We start from the raw sequence: 18655 nt of genomic DNA on the forward strand, positions 1-18655 counted from the left end.
CTCCCTAAAATCCCGGTGCAAACATCAGCTCTTGCAGGGGTACACTATTTTCATCAGTAAATTCCGGTGCTTCAATATCGATATCTCCGTTGATGTTCCAGTACTCCATCCCTCCTAAGATCTGGAGACTGAAGGCCGTTTCTTCTTGATCAACCACTATATTTACATCGTATTGTTCCTTGACAATATTATAGTCTTCATCGATATACAGGGTCATGGAAAAGTAACTTTCTTCAAAGTCCAGAACCTGATCCAATTCATCCATTACCTCGTCAACTTTTTCCTGATCAAATTCCTCTATAAAACGGTCAAGTTCCTGTTCCATCTCTTCTACGGGAATTTCTCCATCGCTGATTCGTGCCACTTCCGTAAGGAGTTCCCTAAAGGACTCCTCCTCCATTAACTCCGGAATACTTTCCAGTACCGTTCTTATTTCTTCTCTGCCCATATAGATTTCAAATTCCTGAACATCCAGGCTTTCTTCATTGATCTCTATTTCCGTCTCTCCCTCATTGGTGATAAATTCCTCTTCCACGATCTCCATATAGATCTCTCCAAATTGCTGAAGCATTCCATAGAGCTCTTCCTGATCCCGGGGATCCATTTCCTCAAAGCCTTCCTGGTTATAAAAGTCCTCTTCCAGATCCATGATCAGGTATCCGTCGGCCAGCCGCTGATCCCCCATGATCTGTGCCATCATAGGAGCTTTTATGGCAATCTGTTCCTCCAGCATGTACATCTCCATCGCGACGCCCATACCGGCGGCATTAAATTGACCGGACATATACATTTCCGGATCCATAAGATCCTCCCCGTTGATCATCCCTTCGAAGTTCATGCTCATATTATTAAAGGCCCCTAACATACTTCCCAGGGATTGGTCGGGCATGTTTAGGTACTCTACCATAAGGCCCATCTCACCAGTAAATTCATAGCTGTGTCTTTCCAGATTCTGCATAAAAGCCCGTTCGAAAATTTCCATATCACTGAGTTCTTCCCCATCGTCACTGCACCCTACAAAAGCCACCAGGGACAGGATTAACAAGGCTCCAATCAACCATCGTTTTTTTATATTCATTATTCTTCCTCCTTTTCTTCTACAAACCACTTTTTAAATACTTCTTCCATGGATTTTCCTTCAAATATTCCATCGTTCCCCTCATTTATGGACAGTTCCTGCTGAATGGTTCCCTGTTCAATAACCAGGGCCCGATCACAAACATACTGAACTTCCTCTAAGGCATGGGTGGAATAAATAATTGTTCGCCCCTTTTTAGAAAGCCCCCGCAACACTTTTAATATGGCTTTTCGGGAGTTAAAATCAATCCCTACGGTGGGTTCATCCAGAATCAAAAGACTTGGCCGGTGAATCAGGGCCACCCCTAAATTGGTCCGTCTTTTCATCCCGCCGGATAAGGTTTTTACCGGCTTGTCCATCTCTTCTACAAGATCCAGGTCTTGTAGGGTGCTTAACACCCGATCCCGGAGATTCTTTCCCTTAAGGCCTTGAAGCCTGGCAAAGATTTTCAGATTCTGATAAGGGGTTTCCTCCAGGTAAAGAGCGATTTCCTGGGGAACGTACCCGATATCTTCCCGAAGCCTTTGGAGGGCGTAATCCTCTTTTCGCTGATCATAGTAATAAAGGGTTCCCTTCTTCGCCTCTTGCAGGGTGGCAAGTATGGATAACAGTGTGGACTTTCCCGCTCCGTTATCCCCTAAAATCCCCAGGATTTCTCCTTTGTTGGCTTCAAAACTGATCCCCTTTAGTACTTCCTCCTTGCCGTACCCATAATAAACCTCTTGCGCCTTTACCGCTCCCATAGCATCCCCCATTTTTTATACAGTATTTTCTTCTATATTTTATTATATTCCTTCTGTCTTATATTTTACCATATTTTAGTTTCTTCTTGTAGGATTCCGAGGAAAATAGCTAGTCTTCCAGGAAAATAGCACCACGGAAAAAATCCTACCGGGAAGGGGGATAAAGTCAAGGCCTGAAGCATAAGGGATTTTTGTAAGGTTTATCCCTTCGATTTCAACTATACAAAAAAACTCCAATAGAGCACGATCCCTATTGGAGTTGGAAACTCTTTAAAATTTATTTAGTATCCTTTACATCTTTTTTAATTTCTTCTTTTCGTGCTTCCGCTTTATCCTGAACTTCCTTTTTTAAATCTTTCACGTCTTTTTCCACGGCTTTTTTCTGCTTTTCCGCCTTTTTTTCCACTTCTTCCTTCTTTTCTTCCATTTCTTCAATTTTTTCCTCTAATTCCTCTTCCGCTTCTTCTTTGCTTTTGCTCAATCGATCTTTGGCTTTTTCCACTTTTTCTTCTACGGTTTCCTTTTTCTCCTCATAGAAGTCCTTCGCCTTAACCTTGGTTTCTTCAAGATTTTTCTCCAGGCTTTCCTTGGTTTCTCCGATGTTCTCTTTAACCTTCTCCGTATTTTTTTCGATTTCTTCCTTTGCCTTTTTACGGGTATTTTCACCTTTGTCGGGAGCGAACAAAATTCCTGCTAAACCTCCCAGGACGCCTCCGGCGGCGGCACCTTTTGCTAATCCTTTCCGGTGTTCTTTAGCCTTTTCTTCCTCCCGTTTTTTCGGATTCATTCGATCCTTCAGGTTTTCAATTTTTTTGCTTACATCTTTTTTATTCATTATAGCACTCCCCTTTATCAGTTTGTGTATTTCCTACCCATTATCCCCGGGTCTAAAACTTTTTTTCTTCTTTTTTATGTGCTTTTTTGAAAAATTCCTCTTAATTTCATAGTTTCCCAAAGGATCAGGAATTTTCTGATTAATATTTCTTTTAAAAGGTATACATGTAGTAAGAAGAAAAAGAAATACATAAAAAACTATGGAGGTGTTGATTTTGTTAAATTTAGAAACTACGTATATGGGTATCCCGATGAAAAATCCTATTGTAGCCGGTGCCAGTGCATTATCCAGCGATATGAAAAATTTGAAGCGATTAGAATTCTCCGGTGTAGGTGCCATTGTGGTAAAGTCTTTGTTTGAAGAGGAAATTGAACTCACCCGTTTTAAGTTTGAAGAGGAGATGGAAAAATTCGACCATATTCATGCGGAAATGACCTCGATTTATCCCCATATTGACTATAAAGGAACCCAGGAGCATTTATACTGGTTGAAAAAAGTAAAAAACAAGGTGCATGTCCCCATTATTGCCAGTCTTAATGCTCACAACCTGGATACATGGGTAGAATATGCCCAGGCCATCGAAAAAACCGGCGTGGACGGATTGGAACTGAACTTCTATGAACTTCCCCAAAATTCCGATATCACCGCGGAGGCCATCGAACGTAAAAATGTGGAGGTTTTAAAAAGCGTCAAAGCCGCCGTTAACATTCCTGTATCCGTTAAACTCAGTCCCTACTATACCAACATGGCAAGCGTGGTCAAAGATTTGGAAAATGCCGGGGCCGATGCCGTAATCCTGTTTAACCGATTGTTTCAACCGGAAATCGACATCAACGAGGAAGAAGAAAATATTTCCTTTGATTTCTCCCAATCCTCAGACAGTTTATTAGCCCTTCGATGGACCGCACTGTTAAGCCCGGTCTATAAAGGAGATATCATCAGCAGCAAAGGCATCATCCAGGGAGAAGATATGATTAAAATGCTTCTGGCCGGGGCCCAAGGGGTTCAGGTGGTCAGTACCCTTTATAAAAACGGCCTTCAGCAAATTGAAGTATTGCTAAAGGATCTGGAGGAATGGATGAAAGGAAAAGGCTATCAGCGTCTCGAGGATTTCAGAGGCAAAATGGCCAAAGACCATATGAAGGATCCCTGGGCTTATGAGCGAAGTCAATACATTAAAATGCTACTATCCAAAGAAAATCTATAAAAGCAAAAAGTGTACCAGGGGGTCGGACCCCCTGGTACACTTTTTGCGATAATTTACCGATCATTTACCGATCATCCCCAAAAAATCATCCCCAAAAAACAAACCACCTAAATCATGATGATTTAGGTGGTTTTCCTTTGGCACGCCCTGAGGGATTCGAACCCCCGACTTACTGGTTCGAAGCCAGTCACTCTATCCAGCTGAGCTAAGGGCGCATATCGATCCATACGGTAAAAAAGTTTAAATGGCGTGCCCACAGGGATTCGAACCCCGGACCCTCGGCTTAGAAGGCCGATGCTCTATCCAACTGAGCTATGAGCACGCATTTTTTTGGAGCGGAAGACGGGATTTGAACCCGCGACCCTCGCCTTGGCAAGGCGATGCTCTACCACTGAGCCACTTCCGCATAGCATTGGCTGAGTAGCAGGACTTAAACCTAAAAATGAAGGAATTAAAATCCGCTGCCATACCAACTTGGCTATACTTCAAAACTCTGAAGTACATAGTGTGCATCGTGTTTTTAAAAAATGGGGTGGGTGATGGGATTTGAACCCACGCATGCAGGAATCACAATCCTGTGTCTTAACCCCTTGACTACACCCACCATATCTGTGGAGCGGGTGAAGGGAATCGAACCCTCGCTATCAGCTTGGAAGGCTGAAGTTCTGCCACTGAACTACACCCGCGCATCTATTACCTTGCGACCTAAATAATATTATCATCATCACAGGCCTATGTCAATAGATATTTTATATTTTATTTTTTTTCTTCCTTCCAGGGGCCCTCCAACCCTCAAAATCCATGGTATCCAGAAGGCGGAAAGTCTTTAATACAATTCTCTTTCAGGCTATTAATCCTCCATTTCCACCAGATCCACCTTAATATTATCCCCCAAGGTTACGATCCCGTAGCTTTTTTTACTGAGCCCCCGGGGAAAACCGATGCTTCCGGGATTCAACAACAGCATGTTTTCTTCCTCCACTGTAAGAGGGATATGGCTGTGTCCGAAAACCACAATATCCGCGCCGATTTCCTTCCCCCGGTAAAAAAGCCGGTCATTACTCCCCTTTACACCGTAACGATGGCCATGGGTTAAAAATATTTTGTATCCTTCCAGCTCCAACACCACTTCCGACTCACAGGCGGTGTACACCGGATCCGCATTCCCCTTTACGCCGATTACTTTGATTCCTGTAAGATCTTCAAGATAACTTCCGTCGTTACACATATCCCCTGTATGAAGAATCAACTCCACCCCTTGAAAACGATTCTCCTCATGAAGCTGGTCCAGTATTTCCAAATGATTATGACTATCCCCTAGTATTGCAATTTTCACGTTTTTCACCTCTAAAATTTCTATGAATTTAAAATTCCTCTTTCAAAAGCTCTTTAATCTTTCTCAGAGCTTTCCCCCGATGACTGATTTCATTTTTTTCTTTCCCTGTCAATTCCCCCATGGTTTTTCCCTGGGGTAGAACAAAAATCGGATCGTATCCGAACCCACCTTGACCTCTTTTTTCAAAGCCCACATAACCCCGGGTCACGCCCCTTGCTTTTAAGACTTTCCCATCGGGAAACAGTAAAACAATGACGCAGACAAAAGCCGCCCCCCTTTTTTCCTTAGGAAGGCCCTCTAAGGCGTCTAAGAGCTTTTCATTGTTCCGTTGGTCATTTCCCTCTTCCCCTGCATAGCGGGCGGAGTAAACCCCCGGAGCTCCCTGTAAGGCGTCCACGGTAATCCCCGAGTCATCGGCAAGAACCATGGTTCCCGTGTGGGCCTGAATCCCTTTTGCCTTTAGCAGTGCATTTTCCTCAAAGGTGGTGCCGGTCTCTTCAATCTCGAGAGACTTCAGACCTGCCTCATCCTTGCTTTTAACGGAAATTGGAAAATCCCGCAGCAAACTTTGAATTTCCTTTAATTTATTGGGGTTCCCCGTGGCAATCACCAAGGTTTTTTTATCTTCCATTTATTTTTCCTCCTTCGACTCTCCGATCCGCTCGCCAATAGGACCTAAGATCTCCCGTTGCATACGGGTCAGCTCCCGGTTCCCTTTTTCCGCCAAGGTCAGTAGGCTTAAGAGCTGCTCCTTGGAAAAAGGCGCTTCTTCTCCGGTTCCCTGAACTTCAATAAATTCTCCCCGATCGGTCATGACCACATTCATATCCACATGGGCCTTGGAATCCTCTTCATAACAAAGATCCAATAGTTCGGTGCCCTCCATAACTCCGATACTGATGGCGGATACGTAACTCTTTATAGGAAAGACTTTTATTTTCCCTTGGTTGTAAAGCTTATCCACGGCCATGGTCAGCGCCACAAAAGCACCGGTAATAGATGCGGTACGGGTACCACCGTCGGCTTGAATCACATCACAGTCGATCCAGATGGTTTTTTCTCCTAAGGCTTTTAAATCTACGACGGAGCGCAGGGCCCGTCCGATTAATCGTTGAATTTCCTGGGTTCTGCCTCCAATTTTCCCTTTGCTGGATTCCCGGATATTTCTGGTATGGGTGGCTCCCGGCAACATGGAATACTCTGCGGTAATCCAGCCGGTTCCCGAATTTTTAAGAAAGAAGGGGACTTTCTCTTCAATCGTAGCAGAGCAGATGACCTTTGTCTCTCCCATTTCAATCAATACAGACCCCTGGGGGTGTTTGATATAGTCCGTGATCATTTTCATCTCCCGGAGTTCATCGGGCTTTCGATTATCGATTCGATTCATTTTAAACGTCCTCTCTCTTTATAGTTCTTTCGGATCATTTCCTCCGGTTCATCGACACATTAGGACCATCGATTATTTCCCGGCGTTTTTCAGCTTTTTGATTGTATCATACATTTGTTTTTGATTCATGTTTTCACGAGATTTTTTTGGATTCTTAATATTTTGAGGATTCCTGGATTTCCAGGAATCCCGTTTTATGGCACTTGCCCTTTATTTTCGCTTGGATGCGGAGAAATATCCTCCTCGAATGGCCCGGGCATCGGTTACGGTTACAAAAATTTCCTTATCATACTCATCGATGATACGCATCAGTTTATTCATGCGTTTACGCTGCAAAGTAATATTGACAAGATTGTTGGTTCCCTTTATGCCGTATCCCTGTACAATCGTTACACCAAAACCTTCTTCCCGAAGTTGTTCCGTCAAATCCTGATAATGGGAGGGAGTTATGGCTTGTACGATGATATTTCCCAGCGCCATTTTTTCCTCGACCCACATACCTACGTAATTCCCTGTGGCAAAACCCAGGGCAAACATTAAAATATTAATCGGATCATCCATATGGTTCAGTACTCTTCCGATGGCTACAACAAACACCAGGGCTTCCACAAATCCGATCAGCGCCGCTTGCATTCTTTTTCCCCTCACCACCATAATCATTCGGATCGTGGCCAGGGAAATATCAATGACCCGGGCGAAAAAGATTAATAAATAACTAAGTACTAGCACTAACACTGTAACTGCCTCCTTAAAATTCCTTGCCTTCATGAGATTTAATAAAATGAGATTTAATAAAATGAGATTTAATAAAATGAGATTTAATAAACATTCTACACCTTTTACACTTACCCGTTTATTGGTGATATAAAAGGAGTAGGGCACTTCTTATTTTTCCTTTACTACACTTCCCGTCTATATCACTTTATACAATTCATCCGTATCCGGGGGCCCCAGAGGCTCTCGGTGGTCTCCCTTTTGCAAATAGGAATCCCCTGCAATCACTTCCCCCACATCGGCGGCTTCCACCCCGTTTTTGGAAAACTCCCTTAATAACCCCTCTTTCTTTGACGGGTCCACGGACATGACCATCACACCGCTGGAAATCAGTTTTAGGGGATCAATCCCGAGGTATTCCGTGATCTCTACGGTTGCCCTACGAAGGGGAATATCTTCTAGATAAACTTTTACGCCCAGGGAGGATGCCTCGCCCAGCTCCCAAAGAGCCCCGAGAATGCCCCCTTCCGTAACATCGTGCATGCTGTTTACTCCAAAGGCTCCGGCAATTTTCCCTTCCTTTACCACACTGATCTCCTTAGAATAGGTTTTCGCCTCAAGGATTGCTTCCTTCGAAACATTCCCTGTCAGTTTTTCTTCCAGGTCGTGGGCAATAATCGCCGCCCCTTCCAGGCCGCCGTGCTTGGTCATAATCAAGCGGTCCCCCGGCTGTGCTCCTTTAGAGAAGGTCATGCCGTTTTTCGGCTGCCGGCCGATGGCCGTGGTGGAGATGACGATTTTATTCACCGCATCGGTAATTTCCGTATGTCCTCCCATGATTTCCACATCCACTTCACAGGCCGTACGGTTGGCATCTTCCATAATTCGCTTCAGTTCCTCCTCGGTGGCATCGGGAGGGGCCAGGATGGTCAGCAACAGTCCAACCGGCTCCACGCCGTTGGAGGCTACGTCGTTACAGGAAATATGTACTGCCAGACTTCCGATCTCTGAAGAAGCTCCGGTTATAGGATCCGTACTCAGTACTCCGATGTAATCACCAAAGTCCACCACGGCACAGTCTTCCCCCACACCGGAGCCCATCAATACTTCCTTTCGTTTATGTTTAATATTTTTAAATATCAGTTCCTGTAGTAGTTCTGCGGGAATTTTTCCGATTTTCATCACTGAAACTCCTTTTTACATGGATTTCAAGCTTGGATTTTACACCTGTATTTTAACACTTGAATTGTAACACTTGAATTGTAAGACTTGAGTTGCAACACTTGCATTGTAACATTTAAGTTGTAAGGCTTAACTTTTATCCCTTAGCTCTCACCGCTTGTCCTTGCCGGGATTTTTCCGGCGCTTATAAAGACTGTCCAGGTTCATTATACCATGGAAGGGCTTACCTTCCAACAGCACCTTCCCCAGAAGATATAAGGCGCTGACCAGAAAAACAAACCAGAAAGTGACAAAGCGCAGCACAATGGCCAGGGTGATTCCCGAGGATACTCCGACACCCAGGGGCGCCACAAAGAACACCATGCTCCCTTCAAAGGAACCCAGACCTCCGGGAAGCAGGGGCAGCATTCCTACCATATAAGTAAGGTAGGTTACCACGGCAATTTCAATAAAGCTTAAGGAAATCCCTAAAAATACCACCACCAGGTACGCCTTCAAGGCGAAAAACGACCAGATAAATAGAGCCAGGAGAAACTGAAAGACCATGGCTTTTTTCCGGGCCAAAATTTTTCGAAAGTTTTTTTCGAAGTTTATCAAGGCTCCCACCAGTTTATCCCGCCGCTTTTCGTTTAAGGGGAGCTTTTCGAGAAAACCGTATTCCTTTTTCGGCCAGAAAATAAGACTGAGAATTCCTACAAAAATTAGCAGCAGCAGTCCAAAAGTTCCCATCAGCAGCCGACTTTGGTCCACTTCTGCTCCCAGGCGAAGGATAAACCAGGTCATGGTAAAGACGTTAATCGATAGAAAGGCTAAAAAGCTGATGGTTTTCTGCAACGCAACTAAAGCTGAACTCTCCCCTAAGGGAATGTCCAGCTCCTTGGTTAACAGGTATATTTTCGTGGCTTCTCCTCCTGCTTTTACCGAGGGAGTAACGCTCTCCACAAAGGTTCCGCTCATATAAACGGTGAAAATTTTGCGAAGGGCCACGGGTAAATCAAAAAGATTGGCCAACGTGAACAGCTGAACGCTGTTTAAAAAGATGGTGATCAGCTGCAGGGCACAGAGAAAAATGATCTGTCCGAGGGAAATGTTTTCCAGATGACGAAGAATCTCATTGGTATCAGCAAACCGGACGATAAGCCCGATCAAGAGAATCCCGACAAATAACAGGATGGCCTTTTTCATCAACACCACTTCCTTCGTTTTTAATAAACAGTAAACTGGCCTCCATGGTGGGGCTTCCCTGCATGGCTTGAACATTGGTGTAACACCGGGAGTCCCTGGGAGCACTTTCATAAAATGCCTGGAGTCCGTGGGCGGGACAGCGGGTTACCACCCGGGTGTTGGGCGCCGCTTTTCCCAGGGCGTTCTCTAAAATATCCCGATGGGGACAGGCCTGCAGGGCCACCAGAATGACCGAATATTTTCGGGTGTCGATGGTCTTCCCGTCGGCTTCAAATACCTTTACCGACTCCTCAAGACCCAATAAGCCGGTAAGCTTTTTCGCCAATTTCACCGCACAGCGGTCCTTATCAATCACATCGATCTTTGCCCCGGTGTATTGATGAATCCGGTAAGCCGTGCTGGGTATGGCTCCGCCCCCGATAAAAAGCACATGATCCTCGGACTTGATCTGGGCTAAATTGATTTCCTCTTTTACGATGTTATTGTAGTAATTCATACATAGCTTAGCCATTCTTGGAAAGTGACATAGGGTTTTTTCTAAACATCGGGTAAATTTCGGAATCATAACCATGCTCCTTTTTTTGATTATTTTTACGGGAAATTCTACGAACACTTGCTATATTGAAAGTATTATTCCTATAACGTTTATTTTTACATCCCTCTACAAAATACCGCTGATAAAACGAACGGTTTGATTGATTACGCCGCCGATGAGAAAGGCGCCGATTAAGGTGGTGGCCGCAATGGCCAGTCCGGTCTTTAACTTGAACTCTTTAATGAGTATGGCCAGCACCGATAAACAGGGCAGATAGAACAGTGCCACGGTGGCACCGGTGAAAATCTGCAGACTGCTGAGGCTCATATCCAACAGCGGCAGTACCGCCAGCTCCCGTCGAACAATCCCAAGCATCAGGGCAAGCCCCGCTTCGCCCGGAAGTCCCAGCCATCCTGTCACCACAGGACTTAAGAAGTCACTGATCCCGTGGATCAGGCCGGTTTCTGCGATGATGGCCGCAAAGAGAATTCCCAGGGCCATGGGGATTTGGGCTTCCACCAGGTAATGTTTCACCCGTATTTTAATCTTTTGTAGCACGGTTTTCACATCGGGCTTTAACAGATTGGGAATTTCCAACAGCATGGGATCCACTTTCCCCGGAAGCATCCGGTTAAGCACCGCCCCCCCCAGAATCATGGCCAGAATCGAGAGTCCGTATACCCCTACCAGCATCCAGGGGGATTCGTCTCCCAGTAATACAAAGAAGGCTGCGGTTTGGGCCGTACAGGGTACCGCTAAGGAAACCAGACTTGCAACAATCACCCGTTCCTTATGGGTGGTTGCAGCTTTAGAGCCTAAGATCGCCGGTATAGCGCATCCGTAACCCATAATAAAAGGAACAATGCTTCCCCCTTGCACCCCGATTTTTCTAAGGGCGCCGTCCATCAGCACACCGATTCTCGGTAAATATCCGCTGTCTTCCAAGGTGGACAGGGCAATATAAAACAGGGTGATATAGGGAAGGACTAAGGCAAAGGGCCATTCAATTATCTTAATCAGCACCCCATAATCTCCCACTAATACGTTGTAAACCACGGTTCCCTCGGTAATAAATCCTCCGATAAATGCCGTCATCGCCGGCTCATAAATATTATACACGAAGGGAAGCAACAAGGCTCCCCGAATGGCTTTTCCGCCCCCGACCACAAAGCCCAGGACCAATGCCAATACCAGAATCGCCAAGGGGATTCCCGGCCAGGGCTGCATCGACGCGTAGCCCAGTTTTTCCGTCAAGGAAGGTTCTCTTTCCTCCAGGGTCTGGACCTTTTCTACAATACGACCGATTTCCTTCCAACGGGTTTCCTCTTCTTCCACCAGTTCTTTTTCCGCGGTGTAACATACTTCCTTTTGTCGTTTTTCCACGTTTCCCATGGCGGATAAAAGGTCCCGCAGCCCCACATTCCGCACCGCAATCGTAGGGATCACCGGAGCCTCCAGTTCTTCCTCTAAGGCCTGGGCATCAATGATCACCCCTTGTTGCTCGGCGACATCCACCAGATTTAAGACAAAGATCATGGGGATATCGAATTTTTTCAATTGTAGGGCAAAATTTAAGTTCCGCTCTAAATTTGTGGCGTCCAGGACACAGATGATGGCATCGGCCCCTTCCTTGACAAAATTAACGGCTACTTCTTCGGCTTCAGAAGTAGCCTCAAGGCCGTAGGTTCCCGGAACGTCAATTAGTATGCCGTCTTGTTTTAAGTCTCGAACTTTTCCTTTGGTGTAGCCCACCGTGGTTCCCGTATAGTTTGCGGCGAGCACCTCTACCCCCGTAAGTTTGGAAAACACCACGCTTTTTCCTACATTGGGATTTCCCATCAGTAAGAACTTCAGCGTGTCTTTGCCTACCTCGACTTCGGGGCTCTTGTTATGACAATCCACTTAGTTGACCTCCCTCACCTGAATCTCTTGTGCGATATCCCGGGCGATGGCTACGCATCTTCTACCCACCTGTACAATGACCGGTCCTCCCATAGGCTGTTTGGACTTGATCGCCACATTGATTCCCTCTCGAAGCCCCAGGGACTTCAGCAGTCCTAATTGGGGCAGGTTTTCAATAATACATCGGTGTTCTTTTTCAATCGCATACAGTGACATCGTCTCATCTCCTTATGAAAGTCTGTTGGTATTTATAACGGATTCATGAGCAACTCAATTTTCCATCAGTATTCGGTATTCGGTTTTCACTAATCTGTGTACCGTTTCTATTGTTAAAGTGTTGATAATAATTTTCATTATCTTTGTATAAAGAATATCACAGATCTTTCAATGAAGTCAAGAGTTTTTTAGTACTCTTTTTGTTGGAATTTCAATAATAGTTCTTGTTTAATGCTTTCTCGCAACTTCTCCGGGTCCACCCGTCCCCCGGTTCGCTCCATCCCTTTACCCATAAGGAACTTCATCGCCTTATCCGGCTTTTTTTGATAGTCCTTTAACAATTCCGGGTATTGGGTGGACAGCTGATCTACAAGCTCCGCCACAATTTTTTGAATCTCCTCGGGATCAGTGATTTTCCCAAGATTTCGATTCTTTAGAATTCTTTCCGGATCCTCCCCGGTTATCAAGATTTCCTTTAAGACTTTTTCTCCGATTTTTTTCGGCACCTTCCCCTCTTCGATCAGTGTCATCAACTTTCCGAAATCCTTCGGTTTTAAGGCGAGATCTTTAAAACCTTCCAGCCCCTTCGGCATTTCTGACAGTAATTGAGTCATAATCCAGTTGCTGATCCGTTTAGGAGCATAGCAAACCAATAGGGCCTGTTCAAAAAAATCCGCCACATAAGGATTTTTTGCAAGAATTCCCACATCGTAATCGGGAAGATCGTACTGCTTTTTAAAACGGACTCTTTTCTGTTGAGGCAGTTCCGGCATACGCCCGGCGGTGTTACGAATTTTTCGCTGGGATAATTGAAGGGGAAGAATTTCCGGTTCGATAAAGTACTGATACTCCAGGGAGTCCTCTTTTTTCCGAAGGGTCTTGGTTTCCTCTCTTTTCTGATCCCATCCCCGGGTCTCTTTTGTAAGCTCCCGGTTTTTTCCCAGGGCCTTCCTTAATCGCTTCTGTTCGTACAGCCCGGCTTTTACCGCCCCTTTGAAGGAGTTTAGATTTTTCACTTCCATTACCGGGGTTTTAGTCCCCCGTTTCTGATCTATTACATTAATGTTTAAATCACAGCGAAGGGACCCCTCCTCCATTTTCAAGTCGGAGATTTCCAAAAAAGCCAGGAGATTTTTCAACTCTTCAAGAAACTCTAATAGTTCCACTTCATTGGATAGATCCGGTGCCGTTACAATTTCAATCAAGGGTACCCCGCTACGATTATAATCGATATCCGTATCATCGCTCCGGTGCATCATTTTTCCCGTATCCTCTTCAATATGAATCCGCTCAATCCCTACGGTTTTCTTTGCCTTTTCCAAATACAGTTTTCCCTTTATCCCTAAGGGTTTTGTGGCTTGGGTGATCTGATATCCTTTAGGAAGATCGGGATAAAAATAGTGTTTTCGATCCATATGAGTGTTTCGTTGAACCTCGCAGTTTAGAGCAAGTGCGGCTTTCAGAGCATAATCCACTACCTTTTTATTCAGTCTGGGCAAGGCTCCCGGATATCCCAAACAGGTGGGACAGATATATTCATTAGGATTTTTCGAAGCTTGATTTTTGCAACCGCAAAAAATTTTGGTTTCCGTATTAAGCTCCACATGTATTTCCAGTCCGATTACCGTTTCCGCTTTTATCATTTCACCGATTCCCCTTCTGTTGATTTGGACTTAAGACCTGCTCAAGACCTAAAGCTCCCTTAAGAAGCACCGTTTCATCAAAGTAATTTCCGATCAGCTGTCCTCCCACCGGCAGGTTCCCCGGCTCCTGACAGGGCACGGAAATCGCCGGCAATCCCGTAAGGCTTACGGGAACCGTTAATTCATCCAGTCGCTGCATATCCAAGGGGCTTTTGCTTTTTTTTCCGAGTTTAAAGGCTGTGGTATGGGTCGTGGGCGTGAAAAGAAAATCCGCTTGTTGAAACCCCTGTTGAAAATCCTCTTGTAACAGTTTTTGCACCTTCTTTGCCCTGACAAGGGATTGTTTTTCCTTGCTTAAAATATAATTTCCCAAAATCAGCCGTCTTTTCACTTCTTCCCCAAAACCCTGTCCTCGGCTTTTTTCAATAACATCCTCAATGTTCTCACAGTTCGAAGCTCGATTACCGTAACCCACGCCGTCAAAACGGGCCAGATTCGATACCGCCTCCACCATACTTAGCACGTGATATGCCGAGAGTCCGTATCCAAAATGAGGAATTGATAGAGAAATCAACTTTGCACCTTGACTTTTAAAGGCTTCCATCGCTGAGTCCAGGGCTTTTTCCACTTCCTTCTCCATGGATATTTCAAAAAACTCCTTCGGTATACCGATGGTAATCCCTTTTAACGGTTTTTCCTTTCGGGATTCCCGGTCTTTTGTAAAGGCTTGAAGCTCTTGATCATAGGAAACCGGTTTTTTCCGAACCAAAGTATAGTCTTTGGAAAAGTCCGGCCCTTGAATCTCCTCCAGCACCCGGGCTATATCCCGGCTATTATTGGCTAGAATTCCGATTTGGTCCATAGAGGGGGCAAAGGACACCAGTCCCAGCCTTGAAACAAGACCATAGGTCGGCTTCATTCCCAACACTCCGCAAAAGGCTGCGGGCTGACGAACCGACCCTCCTGTATCCGACCCTAAAGAGAAGTGCCCGAAGCCTGCAGCCACTGCCGCAGCCGATCCGCCGCTGGAACCACCCGCCACCCGTTTATAATCCCGGGGGTTTCTCGTTACCTTAAAGGCGGAATGCTCCGTAGAGGAACCCATGGCAAACTCATCCATATTGGTTTTCCCAAGGCTTACAGCCCCGGCCTCATTCAGCCCTAGGGTACACTCTCCGTCATAGGGAGCGATAAAGTTCTTAAGCATATTCGAAGCGCAGGTGCACCGCTGATTTTTCATCATAATGTTATCCTTAATGGAATAAAGGGCCCCCTCTAAATTTCCGAGGGATGTGCCCTTTTGAAGTTTACGATCCAACCCCTGTGCTTTTTTTACAATTTCTTCCTCGCTAAGAGTGATAAAGGCACCGATCTTATGCTCTTTTTCTTTGATTGTATCCAAGGTATCCTTAAACAGTTCCTCTGCGCTGTATTTTTTACTTACCAATTGATTTTGTATTTGCTCAATGGTTAATCCCTGATTATCCAATGTTTTACTCACCCTTTTCTGCATAGACTCTTCACTGATTATTTGATCACTTTCGGTACCGTCACAAAATTATGATTTCTCTTTGGAAAATTCTTTCTCATTAGCTCCTTTTGATCAAACTCTTCCACCCGGTCCTTTCGAAGGGGGGTTTTGTTTTTATGCATCCAGTACCCCTCTTCTATGGCTTCGTAGGTATTGGTAACTTCTATTCCTTCAAGCTTTGTTAAATAGCCGGAAAGTTCCTGTAGGTCTTCTTGCAGTTTACGGATTTCTTTATTCTTTAACCGCAGTCTGCTTTGGCGGCATAAGCGATTCAGTTCTTTTCTTTCAAAACGTTCCATCATCACACCTTCTTTAATATAAATATTTCATCCTTCTTTGTATAGCAATTTTACATCTTCATTGGTCTATCACTCTATAACGTTCTTCCGTTGTCGTTTTTTCATAAACAAACCCAGCGCTCCGAGAAAAACCATGGTCCCCGCATAAATTCCCGTAATCATGTACGCGGTATTATAAAAGAAGGGCTGGGGCAGCATTTGGATCAAGGTATCGGTTTGGGGATTTAACAGCCATAGATCATTGTCGAAGAAAATCAAGTGGAAAATTACAAAATACCGTCCGAAATCCACATACATCAACAAAGCCAACACTCCGAAAAACAGAATATTCCCCAGCATGGTATAAAAAAGGAAATTCCAGATGTTTTTCTTCCAGTCCCGGTCCTTATAGATCATTAACACCATTAAGGCTGCAAAAGCCAGGGCTCCCAGGTTCCGAATATTTCTCCCCGCCACAAAGAGGTCCCGTACATCGATCATATGAAGAATCTCCCGCTCTCCATATACCGGGCGCAGCTCGTCACCGAAATAGGCTTCCGTCTCCAAGCGGTGGCGGTCATCCCCCCGAAGATACCGGTGCATATCCTCCACGGTATACTCCAGGTTATCCATGTCCATGCCCGTGACCTCCGGTACATCATAACGCTCAAATTGGGTAAGATAGTGATCCACATTAAAAGATACCAGCTCTGTTGCCGTCAATAGGAGGACCACACTTAATAGGATCCCCGCCAGGATATATAGTAACCGTTTCAGCCATCGATTCATCGTCTAGGTCCCCTTCTTCTCAATAAATTCACTTTCTGTCAGAATTTCGATCTCCGCCCCTTCAGCCTGCAATCTCTCCGCTTTTTGAAGTTTTGAGCCGGGATCCTCCCCTACAATCAGGATATCCGTCTTCTTGCTCACGCTTCCCGTAACCTTAGCCCCCGCCTCTTCCAAGTAGGTCTGAATCTCTTTTCTGCTGGAGAAGTGCTGGAAACTGCCGGTGATCACCATGGTTTTCCCGTAGAAGGGATGTTCTTCGGCGAGGCTTTTGTCCCCTTCAGTGTTTTCTACCCCGGACAGGTTCCCATTTCCCGGTGGGGTTTCCGGTTTAGGATTTACTCCCGCGGCCAATAGGGCATCAATGCTTTCTTTGATCCGCTCTTCCTGGAAAAAATCCACCACGGACCGGGCCACAATTTCTCCGATGTCCCCGAGACTGATCAACTCCTCAACCTCCGCCTTCCGCAGGTTTTCCAGGGTCTTATAATGTCTGGCCAAATCCTTAGCGGTCTTCCTTCCTACATTGGGGATTCCCAAGGCGTACACAAACTGGGAGAGTGCACAGTCTTTACTGTCCTCAATGGCGGCGAGGATGTTTTTCGTTTTCTTATCCCCGAAGCGTTCCAACTGAATTAAATCTTCATATTCCAACCGGTATAGATCCGCAATCCCCCGAAGCCCCACTTCATCATGAAGTTGCTCCGTAATTTTCTCACTCAGGCCTTCGATATCCATGGCGTCCCGACTGGAAAAATGGGAAATCCTTGAGACCAGCTGGGGTTTACAGGACAGGGAATTAGGACAGAAGATATGAGCCCCTTTTTCCACCACTTCCGTGCCACAGGCGGGACAGTTGACCGGCTTTTCAATCTCCTCGGCCTCACCGCAGCTCTCCTTTACCACCCCCATAATCTCCGGGATGACATCATTGGATCTTCGAAGCCACACCTGACAGCCCACTTTTACGTCTTTTCGCTGGATGTCTCCGTAGTTGTTCAGGGTCGCCCGTCCCACGGTGACCCCTCCGATTTCCACGGGCTCTAAAATCGCCGTGGGGGTGAGCTTTCCTGTACGGCCCACCTGCCAGATCACATCCCGAAGCAGGGTGGTCATCTCCTGGGCTTCAAATTTATAGGCCATGGCCCATCGGGGAAATTTCTGGGTATAGCCCAGTTTTTCCCGGGTTTTTAAGTTATTCACCTTAATGACAATTCCGTCGGTTAAATAGTCCAGGTCCTTGATGGTTTTTTCCAGGGCTTCAATTTTTTCGATAACCGCTTCCATGTTTTTGCATAGATAAATATGGGGGTCCACAGGGAGGCGCTGATCCTTTAAAAACTGAATCATTTCCATATGGCTCTTAAACCCCCGGTCCTCATAATAGTTGATATGATAAAAAAAGGCATCCAAATTCCTTGTTGCCGTAACCTTGGGGTCGAGATTACGAAGGGCTCCCGCCGCACCGTTTCGGGCATTTTTTAAGGGGGTCTTCGCATTTTTGTTGTATTCCTCCAACACCGAAAGAGCCATCAGCCCTTCCCCCTGCACTTCTAAGGTTCCCTGATGGGGAATGGACAGGGGAATGGACTTAATGGTCTTTACCTGTTCTAAAATCCCTTCCCCCACTTCTCCGTTTCCCCGACTGGCCCCTTGGACCAGTTCTCCCTTTTCATAGGTAAGACTCAGGGTTAACCCGTCAAATTTATATTCCACCACGTATTCCAAGGGTTCGGTAGCGGACTCGGTATCGTTGGCTAAAATCCGCTTCATCCGGGTTTCCCAGTCCCGTAAATCTTCAACGCTTTTGGACTTATCGAGACTGAGCAGCGGGCGAATATGCCGATGGGGTTCGAACTTCTCCAAGGGCTCACCGCCCACTCTTCGGGTGGGAGAATTTTGCAGTTGCATACCGGTCTCTTCTTCCAAAGCCTCCAGCTCTTCATAGAGCGCGTCGTACTCTTTGTCGCTGACTAAAGGATTGTCCAGGGTATAATAGTGATAGGCGTAGTCATTCAGTTTTTCCACCAGCTTTTGCATCTGCTCTGTCTTTTTCCCGCCATGTATGAGATTTTCCTTCTGATTTGCCATTACAAT

18 protein-coding genes and 5 tRNA genes are annotated in these 18655 nt (G+C 45.6%); 1 reads left to right on the forward strand and 22 read right to left on the reverse strand.

Annotation, left to right across the window (positions count from 1 at the left end; all coding sequences use genetic code 11):
• Positions 1-4: 4 nt before the first annotated feature.
• The 3 genes from ISALK_RS02940 to ISALK_RS02950 all read right to left on the reverse strand — a co-directional run bounded on the left by ISALK_RS02940 (position 5) and on the right by ISALK_RS02950 (position 2656).
• Positions 5-1078, reverse strand: coding sequence for a Lon protease family protein (locus ISALK_RS02940; RefSeq protein ID WP_160718862.1), 1074 nt, complete (start codon positions 1076-1078; stop codon positions 5-7).
• Positions 1078-1821 (reverse strand): ABC transporter ATP-binding protein, encoded by a 744-nt coding sequence (locus ISALK_RS02945; RefSeq protein WP_160718864.1) that lies wholly within the window; start codon positions 1819-1821, stop codon positions 1078-1080. Before ISALK_RS02945 ends, ISALK_RS02940 begins: the two co-directional genes overlap by 1 nt.
• A 277-nt stretch (positions 1822-2098) precedes the next feature.
• On the reverse strand, positions 2099-2656 hold the full coding sequence (locus ISALK_RS02950; protein ID WP_160718866.1) for a YtxH domain-containing protein: 558 nt from the start codon (positions 2654-2656) through the stop codon (positions 2099-2101).
• A gap of 214 nt (positions 2657-2870) precedes the next feature.
• Here ISALK_RS02950 and ISALK_RS02955 point away from each other — a divergent pair, with 214 nt between their 5' ends.
• Positions 2871-3863 carry a dihydroorotate dehydrogenase-like protein gene (locus ISALK_RS02955; protein WP_160718868.1) on the forward strand — a complete coding sequence of 331 codons (993 nt, stop codon included), beginning with the start codon at positions 2871-2873 and terminating at the stop codon, positions 3861-3863.
• A gap of 138 nt (positions 3864-4001) precedes the next feature.
• On the opposite strand, the gene ISALK_RS02960 is transcribed toward ISALK_RS02955, so the two are convergent.
• The 19 genes from ISALK_RS02960 to ligA form a co-directional block, all read right to left on the reverse strand.
• Positions 4002-4078, reverse strand: a tRNA-Arg gene (locus tag ISALK_RS02960).
• Positions 4079-4108: 30 nt separating this feature from the next.
• Positions 4109-4185 (reverse strand) — tRNA-Arg (locus ISALK_RS02965).
• A 9-nt stretch (positions 4186-4194) separates the two neighbouring features.
• Positions 4195-4269 (reverse strand) — tRNA-Gly (locus ISALK_RS02970).
• 122 nt (positions 4270-4391) lie between these two features.
• Positions 4392-4467 (reverse strand) — tRNA-His (locus ISALK_RS02975).
• An 8-nt stretch (positions 4468-4475) separates the two neighbouring features.
• Positions 4476-4549: transfer RNA gene (locus ISALK_RS02980), tRNA-Gly, on the reverse strand.
• 164 nt (positions 4550-4713) lie between these two features.
• A complete protein-coding gene (locus ISALK_RS02985; protein WP_160718872.1) occupies positions 4714-5199 on the reverse strand; it encodes a metallophosphoesterase family protein in 486 nt (161 codons plus the stop codon).
• A 28-nt stretch (positions 5200-5227) separates the two neighbouring features.
• A complete protein-coding gene (locus ISALK_RS02990) occupies positions 5228-5830 on the reverse strand; it encodes an XTP/dITP diphosphatase (RefSeq protein ID WP_160718875.1) in 603 nt (200 codons plus the stop codon).
• Positions 5831-6586 carry a ribonuclease PH gene (gene rph, locus ISALK_RS02995; RefSeq protein WP_160718878.1) on the reverse strand — a complete coding sequence of 252 codons (756 nt, stop codon included), beginning with the start codon at positions 6584-6586 and terminating at the stop codon, positions 5831-5833. It abuts the gene before it with no gap.
• Positions 6587-6796: 210 nt separating this feature from the next.
• The gene (locus ISALK_RS03000) at positions 6797-7321 is read right to left on the reverse strand and encodes a DUF2179 domain-containing protein (protein ID WP_371723430.1); all 525 of its coding nucleotides are present in this window, start codon (positions 7319-7321) and stop codon (positions 6797-6799) included.
• 177 nt (positions 7322-7498) lie between these two features.
• A complete protein-coding gene (locus tag ISALK_RS03005; RefSeq protein ID WP_160718881.1) occupies positions 7499-8482 on the reverse strand; it encodes an AIR synthase family protein in 984 nt (327 codons plus the stop codon).
• Positions 8483-8632: 150 nt separating this feature from the next.
• The gene (locus tag ISALK_RS03010) at positions 8633-9667 is read right to left on the reverse strand and encodes a lysylphosphatidylglycerol synthase transmembrane domain-containing protein (protein WP_160718886.1); all 1035 of its coding nucleotides are present in this window, start codon (positions 9665-9667) and stop codon (positions 8633-8635) included.
• Positions 9603-10232: a Rossmann-fold NAD(P)-binding domain-containing protein gene (locus tag ISALK_RS03015; RefSeq protein WP_160718889.1), complete on the reverse strand. Its 630-nt coding sequence runs from the start codon at positions 10230-10232 to the stop codon at positions 9603-9605. The genes ISALK_RS03010 and ISALK_RS03015 overlap by 65 nt, the downstream gene beginning before the upstream one ends.
• 96 nt (positions 10233-10328) lie before the next feature.
• Positions 10329-12104, reverse strand: a complete 1776-nt coding sequence (locus ISALK_RS03020) for a FeoB small GTPase domain-containing protein (RefSeq protein ID WP_371723433.1) — start codon at positions 12102-12104, stop codon at positions 10329-10331.
• Positions 12105-12320: a FeoA family protein gene (locus tag ISALK_RS03025; RefSeq protein ID WP_160718893.1), complete on the reverse strand. Its 216-nt coding sequence runs from the start codon at positions 12318-12320 to the stop codon at positions 12105-12107.
• A 188-nt stretch (positions 12321-12508) separates the two neighbouring features.
• Positions 12509-13963 carry an Asp-tRNA(Asn)/Glu-tRNA(Gln) amidotransferase subunit GatB gene (gene gatB, locus ISALK_RS03030; protein WP_160718895.1) on the reverse strand — a complete coding sequence of 485 codons (1455 nt, stop codon included), beginning with the start codon at positions 13961-13963 and terminating at the stop codon, positions 12509-12511.
• Position 13964: 1 nt separating this feature from the next.
• Positions 13965-15452 (reverse strand): Asp-tRNA(Asn)/Glu-tRNA(Gln) amidotransferase subunit GatA, encoded by a 1488-nt coding sequence (gene gatA, locus ISALK_RS03035; RefSeq protein ID WP_160718898.1) that lies wholly within the window; start codon positions 15450-15452, stop codon positions 13965-13967.
• Between the two features lie 38 nt (positions 15453-15490).
• On the reverse strand, positions 15491-15793 hold the full coding sequence (gatC, locus tag ISALK_RS03040; protein ID WP_160718901.1) for an Asp-tRNA(Asn)/Glu-tRNA(Gln) amidotransferase subunit GatC: 303 nt from the start codon (positions 15791-15793) through the stop codon (positions 15491-15493).
• Positions 15794-15862: 69 nt separating this feature from the next.
• Positions 15863-16561 carry a TIGR01906 family membrane protein gene (locus ISALK_RS03045; RefSeq protein WP_160718904.1) on the reverse strand — a complete coding sequence of 233 codons (699 nt, stop codon included), beginning with the start codon at positions 16559-16561 and terminating at the stop codon, positions 15863-15865.
• Between the two features lie 3 nt (positions 16562-16564).
• Positions 16565-18649 carry an NAD-dependent DNA ligase LigA gene (gene ligA / locus ISALK_RS03050; RefSeq protein ID WP_160718907.1) on the reverse strand — a complete coding sequence of 695 codons (2085 nt, stop codon included), beginning with the start codon at positions 18647-18649 and terminating at the stop codon, positions 16565-16567.
• Positions 18650-18655: the final 6 nt, after the last annotated feature.

The sequence above is a fragment of the Isachenkonia alkalipeptolytica genome (genome assembly GCF_009910325.1).
GTDB lineage: Bacteria > Bacillota > Clostridia > Peptostreptococcales > T1SED10-28 > Isachenkonia > Isachenkonia alkalipeptolytica.